We start from the raw sequence: 24,381 nt of genomic DNA on the forward strand, positions 1-24,381 counted from the left end.
CCTCCCGTTTCATCTTTTTTCTTGCCTGTCCCGAAAACACCCATTCTCTGATCGGCTCCGACATTTTTGCCGATTGGAGCCTGTATGCGCGGCGGCCGAATCCTCTGGGGTCAGATTACGGTCGTTCTGACCATAGTTCTCGTCATGACCTGGGCGGCGACGCAATGGACCGCGTGGCGGCTCGGCTTTCAGCCGCAAATCGGTCAGCCTTGGTTCGAGCTCGCAGGCGTTCCGATCTACTACCCGTCGGCCTTCTTCTGGTGGTGGTTTTCCTACGACGCCTATGCGCCGTCGATCTTCACCGAAGGCTCGATCATCCCCGCATCCGGCGGCTTCATCGCCATCGCCGCTGCCATCCTCATGTCGCTCATCCGGGCACGTGAAGCCCGCAACGTCGCGACCTACGGTTCGGCGCGATGGGCCGAGAAGGAGGAGGTGCTTGTGGCGGGCCTGCTCGGCTCAGATGGCGTCGTGCTTGGAAAATACAGCCAAGTCTATCTGCGTCACGACGGCCCCGAGCATGTCCTGTGCTTCGCACCGACCCGCTCCGGCAAGGGCGTCGGCCTCGTCGTACCGACGCTGCTGACCTGGCCGGGAAGCTGCATCGTCCACGACATCAAGGGTGAGAACTGGACGCTGACGGCGGGCTTTCGCGCCAGGCACGGCCGCGTGCTGCTGTTCGATCCGACCAATGCCCGATCGTCGGCCTACAATCCGCTGCTCGAAGTCCGGCAGGGAGAATGGGAGGTCCGCGACGTGCAGAACATCGCGGACATTCTGGTCGATCCCGAAGGCAGCCTCGACAAGCGCAACCATTGGGAAAAGACCAGCCATTCGCTGCTGGTCGGCGCGATCCTCCACGTCCTTTACGCCGAAGACGACAAGACGCTGGTTGGCGTCGCCAACTTCCTCTCCGATCCGGGCCGTCCGGTCGAGGCGACCTTGCGCGCGATGATGGATACACCGCACCTTGGCGAGGCCGGCGTGCATCCCGTCATCGCATCATCGGCGCGCGAATTGCTGAACAAGTTTGACAACGAACGCTCCGGCGTGCTGTCGACCGCCATGTCGTTTCTCGGCCTTTATCGAGATCCCGTCGTCGCGCGTGTCACCGCCCGCTGCGACTGGCGCATCGCCGATCTTGTCGGCGGCAAGAGGCCGGTCAGCCTCTACCTCGTCGTGCCGCCGTCGGACATCAACCGCACCAAGCCGCTGATTCGCCTCATCCTCAATCAGATCGGCCGCCGGCTCACCGAGGAGCTTGCAGCATCGGGCAAGCGCCACCGGTTGCTGCTGATGCTCGACGAATTTCCGGCGCTGGGTCGGCTCGACTTCTTTGAATCTGCGCTCGCCTTCATGGCAGGCTATTGCCTCAAGGGTTTCCTGATCGCCCAATCGCTCAACCAGATCGAGCGAGCCTATGGGCCGAACAACGCGATCCTCGACAACTGCCACGTCCGCGTCAGCTTCGCGACCAACGACGAGCGCACCGCCAAGCGCGTGTCCGATGCACTCGGCACGGCGACCGAGCTGCGCGATTCCACCAACTATGCCGGTCATCGCCTGTCGCCCTGGCTGGGGCATCTCATGGTTTCACGGCAGGAAACCGCGCGCCCGCTGCTGACTCCGGGCGAGATCATGCAGCTCCCGCCACATGAGGAAATCGTGATGGTCGCAGGCACGCCGCCGATCCGCGCCACTAAGGCCCGCTATTTCGAGGATGCGCGTTTGCAGGAGCGCATCGTCGCGCCGCCCGAGCTGGTGCCCGTCATCGACGATTGGCCGGAGTGCGTGCCCGTAACGGAGGCTGAGGTCGATATATTTGAGCGCTACTTCGCCGACGTGTTCCACCGGCTGTTTGGCCCGCTTGATCCCAATAACGGTAATGAGGGCTTGTCAAAGTTAACATCGGATGTTAACAATAAGCCATGAGCGAGGATCGCTACCCGAGCCTCGACACGCTTCTGGACCTCGACGGTCAGGTGCTCGTTGTCGACCCCGAGGGCGGTCGTTGGGTGAAGTTCGTTGTCACCCGCGTTCCGGTCTCGCCGGAAAAGCCGCATGGCCTTGATTACTCGCTCACGCTTCACGCTTCACGCTTCACGCTTCACGCTTCACGCTTCACGCTTCACGCTTCACGCTTCACGCTTCACGCTTCACGCTTCACGCTTCACGCTTCACGCTTCACGCTTCACGGGCCTTCGGGCGACCGGCTTGTCGGTTTCGACAACTCCCATCCGGTCGGCCGAGGCAGGCGCGGCGAGCCGATGGATCATCGCCACCGCCTCCAGACCATGAAGCCATACGCCTGGGAGGATGCGACCACGCTACTGGCCGACTTCTGGAAGGCGGTGGACGCGGTGTTGAAGGAGCGAGGCGTGTTATGACCACCTTGAAAGTCGGCATTGCCGACTACGACGAGATGAAGGCCCGCACCATGCGGATCGCGCGCGGCGAGGAAAAGTCGGCGGCGGACGATCCGAAGGTGTGGTTCACCTCCACTGAATCTTTCGCACAGGTGCTTTCCAGCGGAAATCGCGAACTGCTGCGAGTCATCGACGAGCAAGCACCCAGTTCGCTGGAGGAGCTGTCGCAGATCACCGGGCGGGCGAAGTCGAGCCTGTCTCGAACCCTCAAGACAATGGCGGGCTACGGTCTCGTCAGTATGGAGCCTGGCAAAGGCCGGAAGATCATGCTGAAGGTATTGCACGATCGGGTGGCCCTGGAACTGCCATTGCTCGAACGGCGCGAAGCGAAGGAAGGCCGCCCATGAACATTCAAAGTCTGCATATCGTGCAGCGCGCGGCGCTCTATCTGCGCGTCTCGACGACGCGGCAGGCCGAGCATGATGTGTCGATCCCAGATCAGCGTAAGCAGGGTGAAACCTATTGTGCTTCGCGTGGATACCAGCTTGTCGAAACCTTCGTGGAGGCTGGAGCTTCCGCCACCAATGACCGCCGCCCGGAGTTCCAGCGCATGATCGAAGCCGGCACATCGAAGCCTGCGCCGTTCGATGTCGTCGTGGTTCACAGCTTCTCGCGCTTCTTCCGCGATCACTTCGAGCTGGAATTCTATGTCAGGAAGCTGGCGAAGAATGGCGTCAAGCTCGTCTCCATCACGCAGGAGATGGGCGACGATCCCATGCACGTCATGACGCGGCAGATCATGGCCCTGTTCGACGAGTACCAATCGAAGGAGAACGCTAAGCACGTCCTGCGCGCCATGAACGAGAACGCCCGTCAGGGTTTCTGGAACGGCGCGCGACCGCCCATCGGCTATCGCGTCGTCGCGGCCGAGCAGCGTGGATCGAAGATCAAGAAGAAGCTGGAGATCGATCCGCTGCACGCGGAAACGGTCAGGCTCATTTATCGCCTGTTCCTCGAAGGCGGCGGTACGTCTGGCCCGAAGGGCGTCAAGGCCATTGCGACCTATCTCAACGAACGCCGCATGCTCACCCGTGACGGCGGGAAATGGGACCTGGCGCAAATCCACGCGATCCTGACCCGCACGACCTATATCGGCGAGCACCGATTCAACACACGCTCTTTCAAGAACCGCGAGAGGAAGCCGGAGAACGAGGTCTCGATCATGGCGGTGCCGCCGCTGATAGAGAGGGAGACGTTCGACGCCGTTCAGGCGCGTCTCAAATCGCGCAATCCGATGTTGGTGCCCGCACGGGTTACGAGTGGTCCGACGCTGCTCACCGGCAAGGGCAATGGCGGGCAGTACACCTATTACACCTGCTCGACCAAAGCGCGACAAGGCAAGGTCGGCTGCGAAGGGCGTTCGATCCGAATGGATAAGCTCGATCATCTGGTCGCGCGCCATCTTGAAGAGCGCCTTCTCCAACCGAAGCGGTTGGAGACGATCCTGTCGAGCCTTCTCGATCGTCGGCAGGAGCGAGCCGAACGCCGGCGCGAACACCTGGCTGATTTAAATCGGCGAATCACCGAGACGGATCAGCGATTGGGTCGGCTCTACGATGCGATCGAATCGGGTGTGGCCGCGCTGGACGACATGGGACTGAAGGACCGGATCGCCAATCTCAAAGCGATCCGCGATCAGGCGGCGGCCGACGCCGAGCGGATACGGGCGACACTCGACAGCTCCGGCCACCGGGCCGTTACGCCAGACATGATCGACGCGCTTTCGGAAACGGCACGCAGCAGCCTGCGGATCGAAGGAGGCGGCTATCGGCGGGACCACCTGCGCGCCTTTGCCCAGCGCGTTGAAGTCGCCGATGACGAGGTTCGCATCATGGGGAGGAAATCGGACCTGCTTCAAGGCCTCATCGCCGCTTCAAGCGTAGAAACGGCGGCGTTCGGCGTTCATAGTTCTGTACTGAAATGGCGCACCCGAAAGGATTCGAACCTCTGACCCCCAGATTCGTAGTCTGGTGCTCTATCCAGCTGAGCTACGGGTGCATGCCTTAGTGCCACTCACTGCGGCGATGGGCGGTTGATAATCGGACCCAATGCCAAATGCAAGCACCTTCTGGCAAAAAAATGTCGTTCTATGAAGATTTCTTGTCAAAGCCACGTTTAACTAGCTTCAATGCGGTCTTATGCAAGCCGGTCAGGCATTCTCTTCCCGCCTTACTCGCTCATTTCCAAGCGTAAAAAGCAGGTCCGGCAGGCGAATCTCGAAATGTGCACCGACAGGGCGGTCTTCGCGCAGTTCGATACTGCCGCCATGTGCGCGGATCAGTTCCTGTGCAATTGCCAGTCCGAGCCCTGTGCCATCGCTGCGGGTAGAGCCTTTGAAGGCAGTGAAAAGATTGTCGCGCGCCTTCTTCGGCAGGCCAGGTCCTGTATCCTCCACGCCGATGATCGCGGTCGTTCCGATACGCCCTGCTGAAAGTGTCAACCGTTTTACGGCGGCAGGATCGCTGCTATCGTCGCGCTCCATTGCTTGTACCGCGTTGCGACACAGATTGCTCAAGACGCGAAAGAGCTGTTCCGAATCGACATTCAGCTCGAAATCCTCGGCAATGATATTCTCGAATTCAATGGCGCTATCGACATTGAGGTTCAGCGTTTCCTGAACGTCAGTGACGATCGCATAGAGAAGCACACGGCGCGGGCGTGGTGGCTCCTCCTGCGAGCGCCCATAGGCGATAACGCTTTCCGAATAGCTGATGGCACGGCTCAGTGTGCGGATGAGCTTTGGCGCAAAACGCTTGACGACAGGATCATTTGTATCAGCCAGTCGGTCCGACATGAGTTGCGCCGATGCCAGAATGTTGCGCATGTCGTGATTGATCTTGGATACGGCAAGCCCGAGATCGGCCAGGTGCTTCTGTTCTTTCAGCGTGCGTTGAAGGTCACTTTGAATGTGGGCGATCTGGCGTTGGGCGATACCGAATTCGTCCTTGCGGTCTTCAGGCACGAGGATGAGGGCAGGGTTGTCGGGTGTGGTCGCAAATTCGATCATGTTACGATGCATTGTGCGCACCGGGCGCAGCAGCATCTCATGAATGATGAGGTAGATGAGGCTGGCCGCGATTACCGATATCACCAGCGAAATCAGCGCCACGTTCCGCGCATATTCGAGCATTGCCGCGCGCAAAGACGAATCGGCGGTTACGACTTCGACCACACGTCCGGGCGTGGTTGAAGATGTGGGAGAGCCATAGATGCGCAGGGTTCTGTCACCGCCGTTAAAGAGGGTGCTGAAAGCGTCCCAGATTGCACCCGCCTCACTGACATTGTCGAGATCAATGACCTGGTCGATTTGTCCAGGAACTTCCGTCATGGCGAGAAGTCGCGAAGCACCTGCCTCGCGCACTGCAATCGCCTTTGCGCCTGTCAGGAGCAGAACCTTGTCCTGTATATCGCGCGGAATATCCATCTGCGTACTGGCGGTCAGAACCTCGCTGATTTCACCGATCGTATCGAGGCGGTAGTTAAGCCAGAGCAACCGCTTATTGGCGATGGAGGGCACGAAAATCAAAACTTCCGCCACGAGCACGGCCAACACGATCAGCAAAAGAAGCTTGCTTGAAAGACGGTTGCGCCAGCGCAGTTTCCTGAACTGCGCGGGTGAGGTGTGCTCCTGCCGGCTGGCGGCATCCAGATGAGGCTCTGAAGGCGCCAAGCCTGCATCTGCGATCTTTTCAACAGCCACCATGAACCGGTTCCAAATGAGACGATGCCGCGGCTTTCCCGTGACAACGCGTCCAATATGTTTTTATTCCCTACCTTTAAGGTTAGCTTTATATATGCTTGCGATGAAGATTTCCAACAGGTCTGTTATATTGGTTGAAATGGGGCCTCTCTGCACATTACCGATATTTAACTCGACCTTGCCTGTCGCCGGTGCAAAATGCAGGATGGAAGAACTCCATATGGTTATTTAATCGACGCGTTTTCCTGTCATGCGAAAATGGTTATGTTGATTGATCGTTTTGCGTGGACCACGCGGCGCTTGCGCAATGGTTCCCGATAAAAAATATAAAAAACGGGTTCGTCGGGCGATGACGGTCCTGCCGGAGAGCTGAATGAAATTCTGGAAGCAGATTGCTTTGAGCGTGCTTATCGTGCTGGCAGCTTCGGCCGGCTGGTATATCTACACGAACCGGGCCGGTGCACCGGATACGGCAGTCGTAAATGAAAAGCCATCCGGCGGAAAGGCGCAGACCGCACCTCTGGTGGTGGTGGAACCGGCAGGGGAAGAGACTATCAACAATCGCCTGACCGCAATCGGTTCTGCACGCGCTCTCAGCACCGTTTCGGTGACGCCTTATACCAGCGGTTACATGACAAAAGTTTTCGTCAAGGCAGGTGACAAGGTTAAGGTTGACGATGCGATTGCTGAAATGGATTCTGAGGCCGAGACCATTGCCGTGGCCAGGGCGCAGACGGCCCTTGAAGATGCCGAGACCAGACGCCAGCGCGTCAACCGGCTGCGCGCTACCAATACGGCTACAGAAGTTCAGGCGGTGGAGGCCGAGCTTGGTGTCGCCAATGCGCGTCTGGTTTTACAGGATGCGCAATTGGCACTCAGCCGACGCACCATACGGGCGCCCATTTCAGGCGTTGTCGGCATATTGCCGATCAATGAGGGCAATTACGTCACGGCTCAGACCCCTGTTGCGCGCATTGATGACCGTTCCAAAATGCTCATCGACATCTGGGTGCCTGAACGTTTTGCTCCCAAAATTGCTGCCGGTCAGCCACTGACTGCTGAATCCACCGCCTTTCAGGGGGAAAAGCATAATGGCACCATTAATGCCGTCGATAACATGCTGGATGAGGCAAGCCGAACCCTGCATGTACGCGCCGAAGTAGAGAATACCGACGACCGGCTGCGGGCGGGTATGTCGTTTTCTGTGACGGTGCTGTTTCCCGGTGAGCGATATCCTTCCGTCGACCCGCTGGCGATCCAGTGGAGTGCCGATGGTTCCTATATCTGGCGCATTGAAAATGGCATTGCCAAGAGAATCACGACGCGCATCGTGCAGCGCAACGCTAACAGCATTCTGGTCGATGGCGCGCTCAAGCAGGGTGACATGATCGTAACACAGGGTGTGCAGACGGTTCGTGACGATCAGCCGGTACGCATCATGGACGAGCAGGGAACGGCGCGCGCCGACCCTTCCGCCCTCAAGCGCAAAGCCGGTTGAGGGGGCGTCCGTGAGCAATCCCCCATCTGCGCCCGCCGATCATGGTGGTTCGACGGCACTTTTCATCCGCCGCCCGGTTTTTGCTTTCGTCATCAATGTGCTGATCATCGTGGCGGGCCTTGCCGCCTTTACCGGTGTCGATATTCGCGAATTGCCCGATGTGGACCGTCCGGTCGTCACCATCAGCACCGACTTCAGCGGAGCTTCGGCGGAAACAATCGACCGACAGCTGACGCAGGTTCTGGAAAATGCCGTAGCGCGCGTTTCCGGCGTCAAGTCGATTTCCTCCACCTCTTCATTCGAGCGCAGCCGCGTGACGGTGGAATTCAATGACGGCGTCGATTTGAATGTCGCCGCCGCTGATATGCGCGATGCCATTTCGCGCGTTGCCAACACGGTTCCCGAGGAAGCCGACCCCTCACGCATCATCAAGGCGGATGCCAATGCCGATCCGGTCATGCGTCTGTCGGTGACGTCGGACACTATGTCGGTCGACAACATGACCGTGCTGATTGAAGACGACATCGAGGATGTTTTGTCGGCGGTGCCCGGCGTCGCGGATGTGCAGATCAACGGCGACCGCGAAAAAATCTTCCGCATCGACATCGATCAGGGGCGGCTGGCAAGCTATGGCCTGACCATCGCCGATGTAGCCGCCGCGCTCAATTCCATGGGGCTCGATGCACCGGCTGGTTCGCTGCGCTCCTCCGATCAGTCCATCGTGGTGCGTGCCACAGCTAACCTCGAAAAGCCTGAGGATTTTGAAAACGTTTATATCAAGGGCCGCACCCAGATCCGCAATGTCGCGACCGTGACGCTTGGCCCCGATATCGAAACTTCTTCTGTGCGTTCCAATGGCAAGACTGCCATTGGCCTTGGCATCGTGCGGCAGGCGCAGTCCAATACGCTGGATATTTCGCAAGGCATCCGTGCAGCTGTTGCCAATTTGGAAGAGACATTGCCGCCGGGTGTCAATATCACCGTCACCAGTGACGATGCGAATTTTATCAACGGCGCTATCCACGAAGTCCAGATTGCGCTGATCGCCTCGGTCATCATCGTGGTGGTGATCATTTTCATGTTTTTATGGGATATTCGCGCAACGCTTATTCCAGCCCTTTCCATGCCGGTGGCGCTTATCGGTACGATTGCAGCGATCTATCTGGCCGGCTTCTCGGTCAATATCTTAACACTTCTCGCACTCGTATTGGCCACCGGCCTTGTAGTCGATGACGCTATCGTGGTGCTTGAAAACATCGTGCGTCGACGTAATCAGGGCATGGGACCGCGTGCGGCAGCCGTTCTTGGCACCCAGGAAGTCTTCTTCGCTGTCGTCGCGACCACGCTGACGCTGGCAGCCGTTTTCGTCCCGATCTCGTTCCTGCCCGGGCAGGCGGGGGGGCTGTTTCGCGAATTCGGTTTCGTGTTGGCGATCGCTATCCTGCTATCCTCCGTCGTTGCCCTCACACTATGCCCGATGCTCGCCTCACGCTTCCTCAAGGAAGGCAATATCGAGGCATCGCAAGGCGGGCATGGGCCAAAATTTCTGCGCCGCATCGGTAGCGGGCTTTCGCGCTTCTACCGTGTGAGCCTGCATGCCTGTCTTGCAGCACCTTGGATCGTAGTGCTAGCGGCACTGCTTTTTGCCGGGGCATCGGTCATTGGCTACAGCACGATCCGCCAGGAACTGACGCCAACGGAAGACCGTGCTGTGGCGTTGCTGCGTATCAATGGCCCGCAGGGCATCAGCGTTGATTTCCTGCAATCGCAACTTGCCCGCATCGAGGAAGCAATCAAGCCGTTGCGTGACGATGGCGAAATCGTAACCACCTATGGTATTGCGGGTTCGGGTGGCTCGTCCAATAACGGCTTCATGGTTTTGACTCTTGCGCCGTGGAAAGAACGCCACCGCACGCAGCAGGAAATCATGAGCGATATCATGCAACGCGTGGAAGGCATTGCAGCCGTGCGCATCTTCGCCTTGCAGCCCAATAGCCTGGGTATACGTGGCGCGGGCAACGGTTTGCAGTTTGCCATCGTGGGTAATGATTATGCCAAGCTGCAGCCCGCCGCACAGGCGCTGGTGAATGCAATGGAAAGCGATCCGCGTTTCGTGCAGCCGCGTTTGTCGGTTGAGCCGACACAGCCACAGCTTTCCGTCGAGATCAATCGCGAAAGGGCCTCCGATCTTGGCATCGACATTACCGGCCTTGCCAATGCAGTGCAGTCGGTGCTCGATGGACGCAAGATCGGTTCGGTCTATGTCGGCGACCGCAGTTTCGACGTGAAATTCGTCTCGACGTCCAATCCGATCAACGATCCGACCGATCTGGAGAACATTTTCCTTAAAACTTCGGATGGACGCTATGTGCCGATGTCGTCCATCGCCTCGGTGGTTGAAAAGGCGGTGCCGCCGCAGCTCAATCGTGAAATGCGTCAGCGCTCGGTGGCCATCACCACCAATTTGCGTCCGGATTTCGCGCTGGGTAATGCCTATGCGGCAGCCCTAGAAATCGCCGAGCCGCTATTGCCGCCCGGCAGCCACATTATCCCGTTGGCAGAAGCCACCACGCTGAGCGAAACCTCGACTGGTCTTGCCATCGTATTCGGCTTTGCCATAATCATTATTCTGTTGGTGCTGGCCGCACAGTTCGAAAGCTTTATCAGTGCACTGATTGTCATGGCGACGGTGCCGCTCGGGCTTGGCTGTGCGGTCTTTGCCATGATTTTGACCGGAACCAGCCTGAACGTTTATAGCCAGATCGGTCTTGTGCTTCTGGTCGGCATCATGGCCAAGAACGGCATCTTGATCGTCGAATTCGCCGATCAGCTTCGCGACAAGGGGATGAATGTCCGTCAGGCCATCGAGGAGGCCGCGAATATTCGACTGCGCCCTGTCTGCATGACCATGATCTGTTCGGTTCTGGGCGGTTTGCCGCTGGTGCTGGCCAGCGGCGCGGGCGCGGAAGCACGCGTCTCGCTCGGCTGGGTAATCGTCGGCGGGCTTGGTCTTGCTACGATTGCCACGCTTTTCGTCACACCGGTCGCCTATCTCCTGCTGGGGCGCTTCACCAAGCCCAAGGTCGAAGAAGAAGCGCGGCTCCAGCGCGAGCTTGTGAGGGCTCTGGCTTTGGAAGAGAAATTGAAATAGAGCGGGGCATGAAGATCATAAGAATCGCAGCCGCTATTATTCGCGATGAAGCGGGCCGGTTTTTACTGGTTCGCAAGCGCGGCAGTGACATTTTCTTTCAGCCCGGCGGCAAGATCGACCCGGGCGAAGATGCTCGAACCTGCCTGTTGCGCGAAATCGAGGAAGAACTGGGATTGCGTATCGATCAGGGCCAGTTGTGCTATGCAGCCAATATGTCCGCACCCGCCGCCAACGAGGTGGATGCAACGGTTGAGGCGGAGCTTTTCCATCTTGTGCTTCGAGACGGTCAGGAGCCTGTGGCGTCGAGCGAGATCGAGGAGTTGTTGTGGAACGTGCCTGGCGGGACCGAGCGCCCTGTTGCGTTGCTGTCTCAGGCGATACAGGCACGGTTTGCGTAGTGCAGATTGCACGCGCTTGAAAATCACAATGTGGGTCGCGAACCAAGCACCAGCACGCAGCCTGCAATGATGATGGCAGCGCCGAAAAACTGGATGAGAGAAAGCTGTTCCTTGAGAAAGATGGCGCCAACCAGCACGGCAATCACGGTGACAACGAATTCAACGCTGATGGCTTTAGTCGGACCGACACTGCCTACCAGCTTGAAATAAAGCACATAGGTGAGCGCGCTCATCACGCAGGCCGAGATAAGCAGATAGAGAATGTCGACCGGGCTTGGCACGCTTGGTATCGGCACGATGATAATCAGCGGCAGGGTCATGATGCCTCCAAAGACGAAGGCGCCGATTGTGGTTTCCCATGAACCGGTTGTAGCGAGACGGCGGCTGGCATAATTGCTGCCAAAGGCAGCAAACAGGCAGGCAAGGAGTGCGGCAACGCAACCCACAATGAAAGAGGGTGTCACGCTGATTGCAGGAAAGCCGACCAGCAGCACGATGCCGGAAATGCCGAGCAAAAGACCGGTGAGCCCGCGCGGCGTGATGCGCTCGAGCCCCCAAAGCTGGCTGATGACCATGGAGAACAACGGAATCGAAGCGACGCAGATAGCTGCCATCGCGGTGCCGATCAGTGGCGTGCCATAGGAAAGCCCGAGCAATTGACCAGCGACTGTGGTGGCGCCCACAATCGTAAAGGGTTTCCAGCCTGCCTGAAAATCGAGCCTGCGTCCCGAAAGCCTTGCAATGGCATAAAGCGTCCCTGCGGCAATGAATGACCGAAACGTGACAGCGCCCACCCAGCCAAAGGCTTCAACGACGCGTAAGACCACGAGGAAGGAAAGACCCCACGTCACGGCAAGGAAGACATAGGTCGCGGTATCTCTGGGGTTCATGGCGGACGCGCTTTGGCTTGTTCTGTAATATCAGACCATAATCTGTTGAGCGCGCAGCATCATGTCGTTCTTGTTGCGGCAGTCTGTGCCGCTTGGGCAATATTGGCAAAGAAACGGTCAGCGATCTTTCGCGCAGCAGAACCGAGCAGCTTTGATCCGAGTTGCGCAATCTTGCCACCGGCATCACCGCGAATAATGTAAGTGAGAATTGTTTCGTTTCCGTCTTCAAGAAGGGCCACATCGGTCACGCCATGGGCAAAGCCGGCGATCGAGCCTTCGCCCCGCCCCGAGATTGTATAGGATTTAGGCTGCTGCATATTGGAGAGTTCCAGCGTGCCATGAAAACGGACCTTGATAATGCCGAGATTGACCTTGAGAGCGGCGCGGATTTCACGCTCCGAAAGGCGTTCCAGATCCTCGCAGCCGGGAATGCAGGCTTTGAGCGTCTCGATATCATTGAGCGCATCCCACACCGCTTCTCTGGGCGCTGCAATTCTTTCTTCTCCGGTGAGGTCCATGCTTTACTCCAGAAGGATTCGATCTTTTGTTTTGGCGCGCATCTTATCCTGAAAACCGTTGCACACATTTCGGGATGCGCTCTAAATTGATGCATATCCGCAGGGAAGAGTACGGCCAATGAAAAAACCGTAATTTATCTGCTGCAATTCTCGACTAATATGCTCTATTATGGAAATTAAATCGATTTGATTGACTGGAGTGACATTATGGCAAGAGATACGGCGAGGCTTGAAGCGACGGTTTCAAAGCTCAAAAAGCACTGGGCAGAAACCGCACCCACAGACATGCGTGCGGCATTCAAGGCCGATTCCAGCCGTTTCGAGAAATATTCGCTGAGCCTCGATGATCTTCTGTTCGACTTTTCCAAGGCGCGTATCAATGACGAGACGGTAGCGCTTCTGAAGGAACTGGCTCTTGCCGCCGACGTTGAGGGCCGTCGTAGCGCGATGTTTGCGGGCGAGCATATCAACGTGACCGAAGATCGCGCCGTTCTGCATGTGGCGCTGCGCGACACGACCTCAAAAGAGGTGCTGGTGGATGGCCACAATGTCCTTACCGATGTGAAGGACGTTCTCGACCGTATGGCGGAATTTTCCGAAGGCATCCGCGCGGGGGCGCTGCAAGGGGCGACCGGCAAGAAAATCACCGATATCGTCAATATCGGCATTGGTGGCTCTGACCTCGGACCCGTGATGGCGACGCTGGCGCTCGCCCCTTATCATGACGGACCGCGTGCGCATTTCGTTTCCAATATCGATGGCGCGCACATCGCCGACACCCTTGCTCCACTTGATCCAGCAACCACGCTGGTAATCATTGCGTCTAAAACCTTCACCACCATCGAAACCATGACCAACGCACAAACTGCGCGTAAATGGGTGGCCGATGCTTTGGGTGAAGACGCGGTTGGTGCACATTTTGCGGCCGTTTCTACCGCGCTCGACAAGGTTGCGGCCTTTGGCATTACTGAGGAGCGCGTGTTTGGTTTCTGGGACTGGGTCGGCGGACGCTATTCGGTCTGGTCGGCAATCGGTCTTCCGGTCATGATCGCGGTCGGGCCCAAAAATTTCCGAGAGTTTCTGGCTGGTGCGCACGCGATGGACGTGCATTTCCGCGATGCGCCACTGGAAGAAAACCTGCCCATCTGGCTTGGCCTGATCGGCTATTGGCACCGCGCCATTTGCGATTATTCAAGCCGTGCGATCATTCCTTACGATCAGCGTCTGACGCGCCTTGCGGCCTATTTCCAGCAGCTCGATATGGAATCGAACGGCAAGAGCGTGACGCTTGACGGCAAGCCGGTGTCTGGTCCGAGCGGTCCGGTCGTCTGGGGCGAACCTGGCACCAATGGCCAGCACGCCTTCTTCCAGCTCCTGCATCAAGGCACCGATACGATTCCGCTCGAATTCATTGTCGCTGCAAAGGGGCATGAGGCGGAACTTGATCATCAGCACCAGATGCTGCTCGCCAATTGTCTTGCACAGTCGGAAGCGCTCATGAAAGGCCGTACGCTCGACGAAGCGCGCGCGCAGTTGCAAGCCAAAAATCTGCCGGAGGCCGATGTCGAGCGTATCGCGCCGCATCGCGTTTTTTCCGGCAACCGTCCATCACTCACCCTGGTGCACGACAAACTTGATCCTTACGCGCTGGGCCGCCTGATTGCACTTTATGAGCATCGCGTGTTCGTAGAAGCGCAGATTTTCGGCATCAATGCCTTTGATCAGTGGGGCGTGGAATTGGGCAAGGAACTGGCGACCGCGCTTTTGCCGGTGGTATCGGGCGAGGAACGTGCTGATGACAAGGATGCGTCCACGCGAGGGCTTGTCGCGCATTTGCATGCACGCCGCAAAGCCTGATAGGGTCAAGCCAAATCGACTAAAAACCGGGCGCTCTATCTTTTTGATTTAACGCGCATCTTATTCGAAAACCGTTTCACACTTTTCGGGATGCGCTCTAAAGCCCGGTTTTCTTTACGCTTGAACGATGAGTGATGCTTTGCCATCTGCAAAATTGAAACAAATCCGTGCCATCCTGTTCGACAAGGACGGTACACTTATTGATTTCGACCGCACATGGTTCGCGGTTTCTTGGGATCTGGCGCGTCGAGCGGCTGATAACGATGAAACGCGTGCCAGACTGCTGCTCGATACCGGTGGCTATGACTGGGAAGCTGCACGCTTTCGCGCCAATTCGGTGATTGCGGCGGGAACAGTGGACGACATCGTGCGGCTATGGTTTCCCGATCATGATGAGACGGATATCAGGACGCGGATTGCCGAATTCGACAGCTATTGCGTGGCGCAAGGCGCACTTTCAGCGGTCGCCATAGAGGGCTTGCGCGAAACGCTCATGAGCTTGCAGGAAATGGGCTACCGGCTCGGTATTGCCACCAATGATTCAGAGGCAGGTGCGCGAGCCACAGTAAAGGCCTTGGGGATCGAAGCGTTTTTTGATGTCATCATCGGTTATGACACGGCGGCGCGTCCAAAACCACATGCAGATCCGCTGCTTTATTTCGCACAAAAGCTTGATCTAGCGCCCTATGAGATCGCGATGGTTGGCGATAATCTGCATGATCTGGAAACCGCGCGTGCCGCAGAAGCAGGATTCGCCGTTGGCGTGCTTTCGGGCAACAGTCCACGCGAGGCACTTGAGCCTCACGCGGATATCGTGCTTCATTCCATTGCCGAATTGCCCGATCTTTTCGGCTAATCGCGTAATTCGCGACGCAGGATTTTTCCGACATTGCTTTTTGGCAGGCTTTCGCGGAATTCCACTTCGCGCGGGCGCTTGTAATTGGTGAGCCGTTCGGCACAGAAAGCCTTTACTTCATCTGCCGTGAGATCGGGATCGCGTCGCACGACATAGAGTTTGACCACCTCACCCGAATGCTCGTTGGGGATGCCGATGGCAGCCGATTCGACTATGCGCGGATGTTCCGCCGCCACTTCCTCGATTTCGTTGGGATAGACGTTGAAGCCGGAAACAAGGATCATATCCTTTTTGCGGTCGACGATTTTTGTATAGCCGCGCGCGTCTATCAGCCCCATGTCGCCGGTGCGGAAAAAACCGTCTGCCATGATGGCGCGTGCCGTCTCGTCGGGGCGCTCCCAATAGCCCTTCATGACCTGTGGTCCGCGCACACAGATTTCGCCCACAGAGCCCTGCGAAAGGTCGTTGCCGTCATCATCGCGGATTGCGACATCGGTTGAGGGCATGGGAAGGCCGATGGTGCCGGTGAATTCTGTGACATCAAGCGCATTGGCCAGAGCCACGGGCGCTGTTTCGGACAGGCCATAGCCTTCGGTGATGTGGCATCCGGTCATCTCCTGCCAGCGCTCGGCAATCGGGCGCTGCACGGCCATGCCGCCGCCCAGTGTGAGGATCATCGGCTTGAAATCCAGTGTCTGGAAATCACCATTGTTCATCAGCGCGTTGAACAACGTGTTGAGGCCCGGAAAGATATGGAACGGATATTTTTTGAGTTCCTTGACGAAACCCGGAATGTCGCGTGGATTGGGAATGAGGATGTTGCGTGCGCCAAGCTTGATGCCGATCATCGCATTCACGGTGAGTGCGAAAATATGATAAAGTGGAAGGGCACAGACAAAGTTGAGCGCCTTGGGGCGCCCCTTGTTGCGGAAGGCGACATCCATCCACAGCCGCATCTGTTCGACATTGGCGAGGATATTGCTGTGGGTCAGCATTGCGCCCTTGGAAATGCCGGTCGTGCCGCCTGTATATTGCAGAAATGCAATGTCGCTGCCTTCAACCGGAACTGGATTGAATGATTTGCCGCGGCCTTCGCTGAGTGCTGTTTTGAAAGCTATATGACCGGGCAGGGACCATGCCGGGACCAGCTTCTTGACCTTGCGCACCACGAAATTGATGAGATGCCCCTTCAGCCCATGCATGTCACCCATTGAAGTGACAATTATGTTGGGAAGATTGAGCGTCGGGAGCGCCTTTTCGACAGTCGCAGCAAAGTTTTCGAGAACGATCAGCGCTTTTGCCCCGGAATCAGCCAATTGGTGCTCAAGTTCACGCGGGGTATAGAGCGGGTTGACATTGACCACTACCAGCCCAGCCCGCAGGATTGCGGCGATGGCAATCGGATATTGCAGGATATTGGGCATCATCACCGCGACGCGATCGCCCTTGACCAGTCCGCGCGATTGCAGGAATGCTGCGAGGGCACGTGCATCCTCATCCATCTGGCGATAAGTGAGATCCTTGCCCATACAGGTAAAAGCCGGATTGTCACCGAACTGGCGACAAGCACCAATGATCATTTCACCGATCGATGTTGAACGATTAAGTTCGAGTTCGTGCGGAACATCGGCAGGATAGGATTTGAGCCATAAGCGTTCCGGCTTTGGTGCGGTCTCTTCTTGAAGCTTTTGCGCTGTCTGTTTGGGCTTGCTTGACTTCGTTGCAGGTGTCTTGCTGGGCTGGGTTTGCGCGCCTGTTGTCTTTTGTTTTTGCGCTGCTGCGGGTTTTGGCGCAGACAATTTCGTTGTGGTGGCTTTCGTTGTTTCAACCTTGGCCGTGCCGGTAGTTTTTGTGCTGGACTTTGCAGTCTTGTTTGCTTGTGCTTTGGCGACAGCCGGTTTTGCAGGCTTCGTGCTAGCTGTGCTGGCTTTGGCTATATTTGGTTTGGATGCACCTGATTTGGATGCAATGGGCTTGGACGCAGTGGTTTTGGTCGCGCTAACCTTGGCAGAACTTGCCTTCGATGGAGCCGCCTTAGGTGCTGTTGTTTTCTTGGGCGCTGTCGTTTTGGGTTTTGTGCTCTTGGATGCGCTCGCCTTGGATGTCGTCTTCCCCGTCGCTTTTTCTGCCATGTTTCCTCCCCGGATTGCTCCGTTCCGTTTTTGTGGCGAACAGTTCCCGCCAATCTCCCAAGCCTGCCCACCATCCTCCGGGGCTGCTTCCATGATAAGAATGTGGTCGAGTTTGATCTGTTGCGCAAGTCTTACATTGACGTAAGCGTAAACTTAAAAACATCTTTCAGGCAAGGGCCGTTATTTTGTGGGCGCTAATTGCCCACTGGTGCGGATCAATCAGTCTGTTTTGCGCAGAGACTGGATGAACGTCCGGATTGCCTTGCTGCCATCCCCCACCAGATCGAAGCTTTTCTCGCTGCGCATCCATTCATTGAGAAGGCCGCTGACGATTGCAAGCAGAATGGGGGCCGCGCTGCAGGCGGTCCATTGTGCTGAGAGTTCGTCGCGCCGCCCGGCAACATCCAGAAGGCCGGCGAACAGCGAAAGCGCATTATCGCGCGCTTCCCTGATGCGTTCGACGATTGGAGCCATGTCGCCTACATATGCGCAGCGTTGGTGGATGATGGTGAAAATGACTTGCTGTCTTTCGTCGGTCACGAACATTTCCAGTGCCGCAAGAATGGATTGTTCAAGCACATGCAGCGGATTGGGGTGATTGAGTTTTGCCGCCTGCAGCATGATTTCCTCCTGCGGAAACCGTGCGTTACCAATAATAGCGCGGAAAATATCGAGCTTGTCATGAAAATGAAAATAGACGGCGCCCCGCGTCACACCGGCCTGTGCGGCGATCTCGAGCAGCGAGGATTGATTGACGCCACGCGCAAGAAACAGTTGCTCAGCGGCAGCGAGGATTGCTTCACGTGTTTCGGCTGCATCAGATTTTGTGCGGCGCATGGCTCATTTTGACCCACATAAAAAGAGGGACTGGCTTGCTTTTTCAATTCTAGAATGGATAAATCATTCGTGATCATTTAACGCATTCCATTGACTATAAAACATAGTCCGTATTTACAAACAACTATGTATGTTTAATTGGCCGTATCGGACTTAAGCAAGGGCAGCTCCCATTATGTTAATCTACCGTACTATTCGGCATATCGCGGCAGGAGCCGCCTTTCTTATTTTTACGGCACAGCCAGTTCTGGCGCAGGCACCGGGCGCGGGCGCCCCGCCGCCTGAGGTCAGCTTTATAGAAATCAAGCCGCATGACGTGCCTGTGACCTATGAATATGCGGCACGTATTTCGGCTTATCGTGCAATTCAGGTGCGCGCGCGTGTTGGCGGTATCCTGCAGCACCGCAATTTCGTGGAAGGAACCGAGGTCAACGCTGGCGATGTGCTTTTCGAGATTGATCCGGCTCCCTATCAGGCCGAGGTCGAAAGGGCGCAGGCTCAGGTTGCGCAGGCCCAGGCCCAATATCAGCAGTCGATAATTGACGCTGATCGCGCGGAACAGCTTGTTCAACAGCGGGTGCAGAGTGCGGCTGTACGCGATACTGCTTTTGCGACACGCGACATGAACAAGGCGGCGGTTGCCGCTGCACAGGCGCAGTTGAGCACAGCACAGCTCAATCTGGACTATACCAAGGTGACCGCTCCTATCAGCGGTATTACCTCGCAGGAGCAGGTGTCGGAGGGTAGCCTCATCGGCACCGATGCGGCCTCCAGTCTGTTGACGTCGATTACGCAGCTCGACCCCGTCTACGTGAACTTCTCGTTCACGGATACGGAAGCTGCGGAAATCCAGCGTCTGCGCAAGGAGCGCGGCGCGACCGGCGCGGATGCCGACCGTCTGAAAATCCAGGTTCTGTTCGGCGACGGTCAGGCCTATGATCAGGACGGCACGATCGACTTCACCTCATCGACGCTCGATACCGAAACCGGAACGCTGGGCGTGCGCGCAGTGGTGCAGAACCCGGATCGCCGTCTCATTCCCGGACAGTTTGTGCGTGCTGCCATTCTCGACATTCATGTCAAGGACGGCATCACCATCCCCAAGGCCGCATTGATGCAGACGCCGCAGGCCCAGTTCGTCTATGTCGTGGACAAGGACGAAAAGGCTGAAGTGCGTCCGGTGGTCATCGGTCGTGAGCTTACCGACGAATGGCTGATCAGCGATGGTCTTAAGGCTGGAGACAGGGTGATAACAGAAGGCGTTATCAAGGTTGCGCCCGGTGCGCCGGTCAAGGCTGAACCTGCGTCAGAGCAGACCCAAACGGATGCGGCTTCCCCACAAGGTGACCCTCAGGCGGATCCCAAGGCGGCCCCCAAGGCTGATGAAGAACAGGCGGCGGATAAATAATGAAAAGTTTCTTTATCGACCGTCCGGTCTTTGCCGCGGTCATATCCATTGTGCTCGTTCTGGCCGGACTGGTGTGCATCCGCATCCTGCCGATCGCGCAATATCCAGAACTGACACCGCCGCAGGTGGTGGTCAGCGCAACCTATCCCGGTGCGAGTGCCGAAACTGTCGCGCAGACGGTTGCAGCTCCTCTTGAGCAGCAGATCAACGGCGTCGAGAACATGCTTTACATGCAGTCCTCCAGCCTTGGCAGCGGCATGATGCAGCTCACTGTTACCTTTGCGCTCGGAACCGACCCCAATCAGGCAACGATTGATGTTAACAACCGTGTGCAACAGGCGACATCGTCGCTGCCTCAGGAAGTGCAGCGTCTTGGCGTCACTGTCGCCAAGCGCTCTTCGACCATTCTCGGCATGGTCGCGATGTTCTCCGAAAATGCGAATTATGACCGCACCTATGTTGGCAATTATGCGCTTTTGAACGTCATCGACGATCTTAAACGCATTCCCGGCGTGGGCGATGTGCAATTGCTCGGCAATATCGATTATTCGATGCGCGTCTGGCTGCGTCCAGACAGGCTTGCACAATTTAATCTGACGCCGAGCGACGTGCAGACGGCCATTCAGGAACAGAATGCGCAATATGCGGCTGGTCGCTTTGGCGATCAGCCCGACAGTCAGGCTGGCCCCTTCACTTATACGGCCACGACACAGGGACGTCTGCCGGACGTCAAGGCGTTCGAAAACATCATCCTGCGCTCGACGAGCAATGCCGCGACGTTGCGGCTCAAGGATGTTGCACGGGTGGAGCTGGGTACGGAAAGCTATTTCGTCGACAGTCAGCTGAACGGCACACCTGCCGTGCCGATCGCCATTTATCTGCAGCCGGGCGCCAATGCGCTCAATACGATGGAATCGATCGAGAAACGCATGGATGAGCTGAAAGTGGCTTTCCCGGCGGGTATCGATTATTCGGTGCCGTTCGACACGACCAAGTTCATCAAGGTCTCGATCGAGGAAGTGGTCCACACCTTCATCGAAGCGATCATCCTTGTGGTGCTTGTCGTCTTCGTCTTCCTGCAGAACTGGCGTGCGACGCTTATTCCGGTGATCGCTGTTCCGATCTCTATCATCGGTACGTTCGCGGGCATGTATGTGCTCGGTTTCTCCATCAACCTTTTGACGCTGTTTGGTCTGGTGCTGGCTATCGGTATCGTGGTGGATGACGCCATCGTGGTGCTGGAAAACGTCGAGCGCATCATGACGACCGAAAAGCTGTCGCCGCGCAAGGCGGCGATCAAGGCCATGGGCGAAGTAACGGAGCCGGTGATCGCGATTGTTCTCGTGCTATGCGCGGTGTTCATTCCGGTGGCCTTCATGGGCGGTCTTGTCGGCGAAATGTACAAGCAGTTCGCTGTCACCATCGCGATTTCCGTGGTGCTCTCGGGTATTGTGGCCCTGACGCTGACGCCAGCGCTCTGCGCACTCATTCTCAAGCCCGGCCATCACGAGCCGATCCTGCCTTTCCGCATCTTCAACAGCTTCTTTGACCGGATTACCAGCGGCTATACGTCCGCGGTGCGCTTCTTTCTCAAACGTATCGCCATCGGTCTCTTGATCTTCGCCGGTGTCATCGGTGCGACCTATTACCTCTTCGAAAAGGTTCCGGGTTCGCTTCTGCCCGATGAGGATCAGGGCTTCCTGTTCAGCGTTGCAGTTTTGCCGCCCGCGGCTTCTCTTGAGCGCACGACCAATGTTCTCAATCAGGCCAGCGAAAACATTCGTAAGCATCCGGCGGTTGAAAACGTCTTTGCTGTGTCAGGGTTTGACCTTCTTTCGGGTGGCCTCAAGACGAGTTCCGGTACGATGTTCATCATGCTCAAAGACTGGAAGGAACGCACGACGCCGGATCTCGATGCGCGCAATCTGCCCGGTACGATCATGGGCATGAATGCAGGTATCAAGGACGGCATGGTGCTGGCCTTCAATCCGCCGCCAATCCTTGGATTGAGCACCACCGGCGGTTTTGAGCTTTACGTGCAGGACCGCTCGGGCGGCGGCGTTGCCTCACTCACCAATGCCATCAAGCTTTTGACCGATGCAGCCGCAAAACGACCCGAACTGGCCGGTGTGCGCACGACGTTTGATCCGAATGTCCCGCAATATGACATCCAGCTCGACCGTGAAAAAGCCAAGGCCATGGGCGTTCCGATCAACTCAGTCTTTACAGCCATGCAGGCGACATTCGGCAGTGTTTATGTCAATGATTTTACGCTGTACGGTCGTAACTATCAGGTTAATCTGCAATCGGAAGCCGATTTCCGCCGCGATCCGAGCGATCTGAAACATGTGTTCGTTCGTGCTGATTCGGGTAGCATGATCCCGCTCGATGCGCTTGTCACCGTCCAGCGAATTGTCGGTCCCGACCAGCTTGAACGTTTCAACGCGTTCAATGCGGCCAAGATCACGGGTAATCCTGCCCCCGGTTACACATCAGGCGATGCCATTCAGGCCATGCAGGAAGTGGCATCCGAAGTGCTGCCCAAGGATTACCAGATCGCCTGGACGGGGTCCGCTTATCAGGAAGTGTCGACCAGTGGCTCCGGCTCACAGGCGATTATCTTCGGCCTGATCATGGTGTTCCTCATTCTGGCAGCGCAATATGAGCGTTGGACATTGCCGTTGGCGGTGTTGACGGCCGTACCCTTTGCGCTGTTCGGTGCGTTGCTCGCAACTCATCTCAGGGGGCTCACCAATGACGTCTATTTCCAGATCGGTCTGGTGACGCTCATCGGTCTTGCGGCAAAGAATGCGATCCTGATCGTAGAATTTGCCGTGTTGCAGCGCGAAGAAGGCAAGACCGCCTTCGAGGCGGCAGCAGAGGCGGCGCGTCTGCGCTTCCGTCCGATCGTCATGACGTCGCTGGCCTTCATCTTAGGTGTCGTTCCGCTCGCCACCAGCACGGGCGCGGGTTCCGCAAGCCGCCACGCCATCGGTACCGGCGTTATCGGCGGGATGCTGGCTGCAACCTTCATCGCCATGATCTTCGTGCCGATGTTCTACCGGCTGATTGCCTGGAAGGACGTGAAGAAACGTGAAGACGACGATGACGATGCGGTCATTGCGGAAACACCTGCAGCGCCTGATCGTCCGGTCGGCAGCGTCAGATAGCTACTCCGATGACGAAAAAAGAAAGCCCCGCTGCAAGGCGGGGCTTTATTCATTGCGGTTGTTTCACATCCAAAGACTATTGAAGATAAATCATTATGGCGTGGAACAGGGCCCACCCCAGAAAAGCGGCAGGGACACTGAGTCCAGCCAGCATGATGCCAAGAAACACGTAAGCTTGTTTATGGGCTGTATGCTCTACTTGTTGCGGAGTGTCGTACCAGGGGGCGATAACGCCATCAACCATCACATATCCTCCTTTTTCTCTCATACAGAGATTGAGAGCAAAGAAGAAATTATTCAAGACATAATAAATATATTCATTTTTTCTTATTTTTGTGATAAAAGCGCAGAAATCATCGCTGGTATCGACTGGCCTTTGGCTTTTTAAGCCGAAATTATCCGCTTAAATTCTTGATATAGAATATTTTTACTTTCGTACTGTAAGTATCGATATGTCGGAAATTTCAAAAAATTCTGAAAATATCAATTGATAGCCTGACGGCCTGCGTCAGAATAGCGCACCTTGTGGCGAAGCCGGTTAAGAACAATGCGTGTCGGGGCTATGGTGGCTGAGTACCGGTTGAGCGGGTAGTTTGCGATAGTTTCAGTAAAAACTACTCGGAAAATAGCGCAGATAGAGTTCAGTCAGCGTGCCCTTCTGTTGCAGGCTCTGCAAGGCATTGTCGAAGGCTGCGGCGATGAAAGCATTGCTTTGGGTGACAGCGATGCTGAACCCGGGGCCCAGATATTGCGGTGCGAGATAGGGTCCATCGGCAAATGCGCAGCAACTATCACTTGCCGCGTTGTTCAGCCATAAAGAAAGCGTCATGCCGTCATCGAACACGGCGTCGACCTTGCCGTCTTTCAAATCGACAAGCATAGCTGTGCGATCCGGGTACGGCCGCGCAATGGCTTGCGGAAAATAGGCTTTGAGGATCTCCTCATGCGCCTGGCCAGCTATGACGCCGATTGTCTTGTCGCGTACTTCAAGTGCGGCGGCTTGCGTGAGCGGCCTGTTGTTTCTTGTCGCAAAACGCGCTGGCAAACGCATATAGCTGCGTGAAAAAACAAAATCTTTACGATTGACCTCGCTTGGCTGCCATCCGGCGATGATTGCCTCGGCTTCGCCGCGTATCAATCGTTGTTCCAGTTCCGCCCACGGCAGCGCTTCTATCTGACAGATCGCGTCGATGCCAAGCTGACCGCAGAGCGCTCTGGCAAGATCGATATGATATCCCGACAGCTGGCCCTGATCGTTGAGGCTATTGAAGGGAGGGAAATCCAGCGTCGTCACAAAGCGCAGACGATTGAGGCCGCGCAACGATGGCAGCGGCAGCCGTTCACGCTCATTGAGAAAGCTTGGCGCGGCGGGTACATCCTGTGCGCGGGCGATCGTTGCGGGCCATGGCATGGTTGCGCTCATCGCCAGAGCTGCAGCGCATCCCAATCGCGTCAGATGGAGGCGGCCCATTGCAAGATGGCATTTCATCAACTGGTTCCCTTCATCTGCGTCTCTGTTTCCTATTCCGCTTCATAACAC

General features: G+C 56.7%; 18 protein-coding genes, 1 tRNA gene and 1 pseudogene. 12 read left to right on the forward strand and 8 right to left on the reverse strand.

The genetic code is table 11. The annotated features are described in order from the left end of the window. Positions 1-84: 84 nt before the first annotated feature. The 4 genes and pseudogenes from AAIB41_RS00125 to AAIB41_RS00140 all read left to right on the forward strand — a co-directional run. Positions 85-1,761 (forward strand): annotated as a pseudogene (locus AAIB41_RS00125) (conjugal transfer protein TraG); the annotation flags it as partial. Between the two features lie 167 nt (positions 1,762-1,928). Further along, positions 1,929-2,387: a hypothetical protein gene (locus tag AAIB41_RS00130; RefSeq protein ID WP_343313503.1), complete on the forward strand. Its 459-nt coding sequence runs from the start codon at positions 1,929-1,931 to the stop codon at positions 2,385-2,387. Then, on the forward strand, positions 2,384-2,773 hold the full coding sequence (locus tag AAIB41_RS00135) for a helix-turn-helix domain-containing protein (protein WP_343313505.1): 390 nt from the start codon (positions 2,384-2,386) through the stop codon (positions 2,771-2,773). Before AAIB41_RS00130 ends, AAIB41_RS00135 begins: the two co-directional genes overlap by 4 nt. Then, positions 2,770-4,377 (forward strand): recombinase family protein, encoded by a 1,608-nt coding sequence (locus AAIB41_RS00140; RefSeq protein ID WP_343313507.1) that lies wholly within the window; start codon positions 2,770-2,772, stop codon positions 4,375-4,377. The genes AAIB41_RS00135 and AAIB41_RS00140 overlap by 4 nt, the downstream gene beginning before the upstream one ends. Here the strand turns inward: AAIB41_RS00140 and AAIB41_RS00145 are convergent. Both AAIB41_RS00145 and AAIB41_RS00150 read right to left on the reverse strand, forming a co-directional pair. Next, positions 4,348-4,424, reverse strand: a tRNA-Arg gene (locus AAIB41_RS00145). The two genes, AAIB41_RS00140 and AAIB41_RS00145, sit on opposite strands and share 30 nt — an antisense overlap. A 151-nt stretch (positions 4,425-4,575) precedes the next feature. Further along, entirely contained in the window at positions 4,576-6,129 is a 1,554-nt protein-coding gene (locus AAIB41_RS00150) for a HAMP domain-containing sensor histidine kinase (RefSeq protein ID WP_343313509.1), read from the reverse strand. A gap of 370 nt (positions 6,130-6,499) precedes the next feature. On the opposite strand from AAIB41_RS00150, the gene AAIB41_RS00155 reads away from it, so the two are divergent. Genes AAIB41_RS00155 through AAIB41_RS00165 form a run of 3 tightly spaced genes read left to right on the forward strand, consistent with a single transcriptional unit; the run spans position 6,500 to position 11,173 of the window. After that, positions 6,500-7,624, forward strand: a complete 1,125-nt coding sequence (locus tag AAIB41_RS00155; protein WP_343313511.1) for an efflux RND transporter periplasmic adaptor subunit — start codon at positions 6,500-6,502, stop codon at positions 7,622-7,624. A gap of 10 nt (positions 7,625-7,634) precedes the next feature. Then, the gene (locus AAIB41_RS00160; RefSeq protein WP_343313513.1) at positions 7,635-10,775 is read left to right on the forward strand and encodes an efflux RND transporter permease subunit; all 3,141 of its coding nucleotides are present in this window, start codon (positions 7,635-7,637) and stop codon (positions 10,773-10,775) included. Between the two features lie 8 nt (positions 10,776-10,783). Next, positions 10,784-11,173 (forward strand): NUDIX domain-containing protein, encoded by a 390-nt coding sequence (locus AAIB41_RS00165; protein WP_343313515.1) that lies wholly within the window; start codon positions 10,784-10,786, stop codon positions 11,171-11,173. Positions 11,174-11,196: 23 nt separating this feature from the next. Here the strand turns inward: AAIB41_RS00165 and AAIB41_RS00170 are convergent, their stop codons facing one another. Continuing rightward, positions 11,197-12,063: a DMT family transporter gene (locus AAIB41_RS00170; RefSeq protein ID WP_343313517.1), complete on the reverse strand. Its 867-nt coding sequence runs from the start codon at positions 12,061-12,063 to the stop codon at positions 11,197-11,199. Positions 12,064-12,122: 59 nt separating this feature from the next. Next, the gene (locus tag AAIB41_RS00175; RefSeq protein ID WP_343313519.1) at positions 12,123-12,581 is read right to left on the reverse strand and encodes a carbon monoxide dehydrogenase subunit G; all 459 of its coding nucleotides are present in this window, start codon (positions 12,579-12,581) and stop codon (positions 12,123-12,125) included. Positions 12,582-12,788: 207 nt separating this feature from the next. On the opposite strand from AAIB41_RS00175, the gene pgi reads away from it, so the two are divergent. Together pgi and AAIB41_RS00185 are read left to right on the forward strand one after the other, a co-directional pair. Continuing rightward, positions 12,789-14,438, forward strand: a complete 1,650-nt coding sequence (gene pgi / locus AAIB41_RS00180; RefSeq protein ID WP_343313521.1) for a glucose-6-phosphate isomerase — start codon at positions 12,789-12,791, stop codon at positions 14,436-14,438. 127 nt (positions 14,439-14,565) lie between these two features. Beyond that, entirely contained in the window at positions 14,566-15,294 is a 729-nt protein-coding gene (locus tag AAIB41_RS00185; RefSeq protein WP_343313523.1) for an HAD family hydrolase, read from the forward strand. On the opposite strand, the gene AAIB41_RS00190 is transcribed toward AAIB41_RS00185, so the two are convergent. After that, positions 15,291-17,093 carry a long-chain-fatty-acid--CoA ligase gene (locus AAIB41_RS00190; protein ID WP_343314752.1) on the reverse strand — a complete coding sequence of 601 codons (1,803 nt, stop codon included), beginning with the start codon at positions 17,091-17,093 and terminating at the stop codon, positions 15,291-15,293. The genes AAIB41_RS00185 and AAIB41_RS00190 overlap by 4 nt on opposite strands. Between AAIB41_RS00190 and AAIB41_RS00195 the strand changes: the two genes are divergently transcribed. Continuing rightward, positions 17,026-17,571, forward strand: coding sequence for a hypothetical protein (locus AAIB41_RS00195; RefSeq protein WP_343314820.1), 546 nt, complete (start codon positions 17,026-17,028; stop codon positions 17,569-17,571). The genes AAIB41_RS00190 and AAIB41_RS00195 overlap by 68 nt on opposite strands. Before the next feature lie 74 nt (positions 17,572-17,645). Here AAIB41_RS00195 and AAIB41_RS00200 read toward each other — a convergent pair whose 3' ends face one another. Then, entirely contained in the window at positions 17,646-18,263 is a 618-nt protein-coding gene (locus tag AAIB41_RS00200) for a TetR family transcriptional regulator (protein ID WP_343313525.1), read from the reverse strand. Between the two features lie 175 nt (positions 18,264-18,438). Between AAIB41_RS00200 and AAIB41_RS00205 the strand changes: the two genes are divergently transcribed. Both AAIB41_RS00205 and AAIB41_RS00210 read left to right on the forward strand, forming a co-directional pair. Next, positions 18,439-19,671 (forward strand): efflux RND transporter periplasmic adaptor subunit, encoded by a 1,233-nt coding sequence (locus AAIB41_RS00205; protein WP_343313527.1) that lies wholly within the window; start codon positions 18,439-18,441, stop codon positions 19,669-19,671. Continuing rightward, positions 19,671-22,841, forward strand: a complete 3,171-nt coding sequence (locus AAIB41_RS00210) for an efflux RND transporter permease subunit (protein ID WP_343313529.1) — start codon at positions 19,671-19,673, stop codon at positions 22,839-22,841. The genes AAIB41_RS00205 and AAIB41_RS00210 overlap by 1 nt, the downstream gene beginning before the upstream one ends. Positions 22,842-22,917: 76 nt before the next feature. On the opposite strand, the gene AAIB41_RS00215 is transcribed toward AAIB41_RS00210, so the two are convergent. Then, positions 22,918-23,085, reverse strand: coding sequence for a hypothetical protein (locus tag AAIB41_RS00215; RefSeq protein ID WP_343313531.1), 168 nt, complete (start codon positions 23,083-23,085; stop codon positions 22,918-22,920). A 360-nt stretch (positions 23,086-23,445) separates the two neighbouring features. Next, positions 23,446-24,264, reverse strand: coding sequence for a transporter substrate-binding domain-containing protein (locus tag AAIB41_RS00220; RefSeq protein ID WP_343314753.1), 819 nt, complete (start codon positions 24,262-24,264; stop codon positions 23,446-23,448). Positions 24,265-24,381: the final 117 nt, after the last annotated feature.

It is taken from the genome of Brucella sp. BE17 (assembly GCF_039545455.1).
In the GTDB taxonomy this organism is placed as follows: domain Bacteria; phylum Pseudomonadota; class Alphaproteobacteria; order Rhizobiales; family Rhizobiaceae; genus Brucella.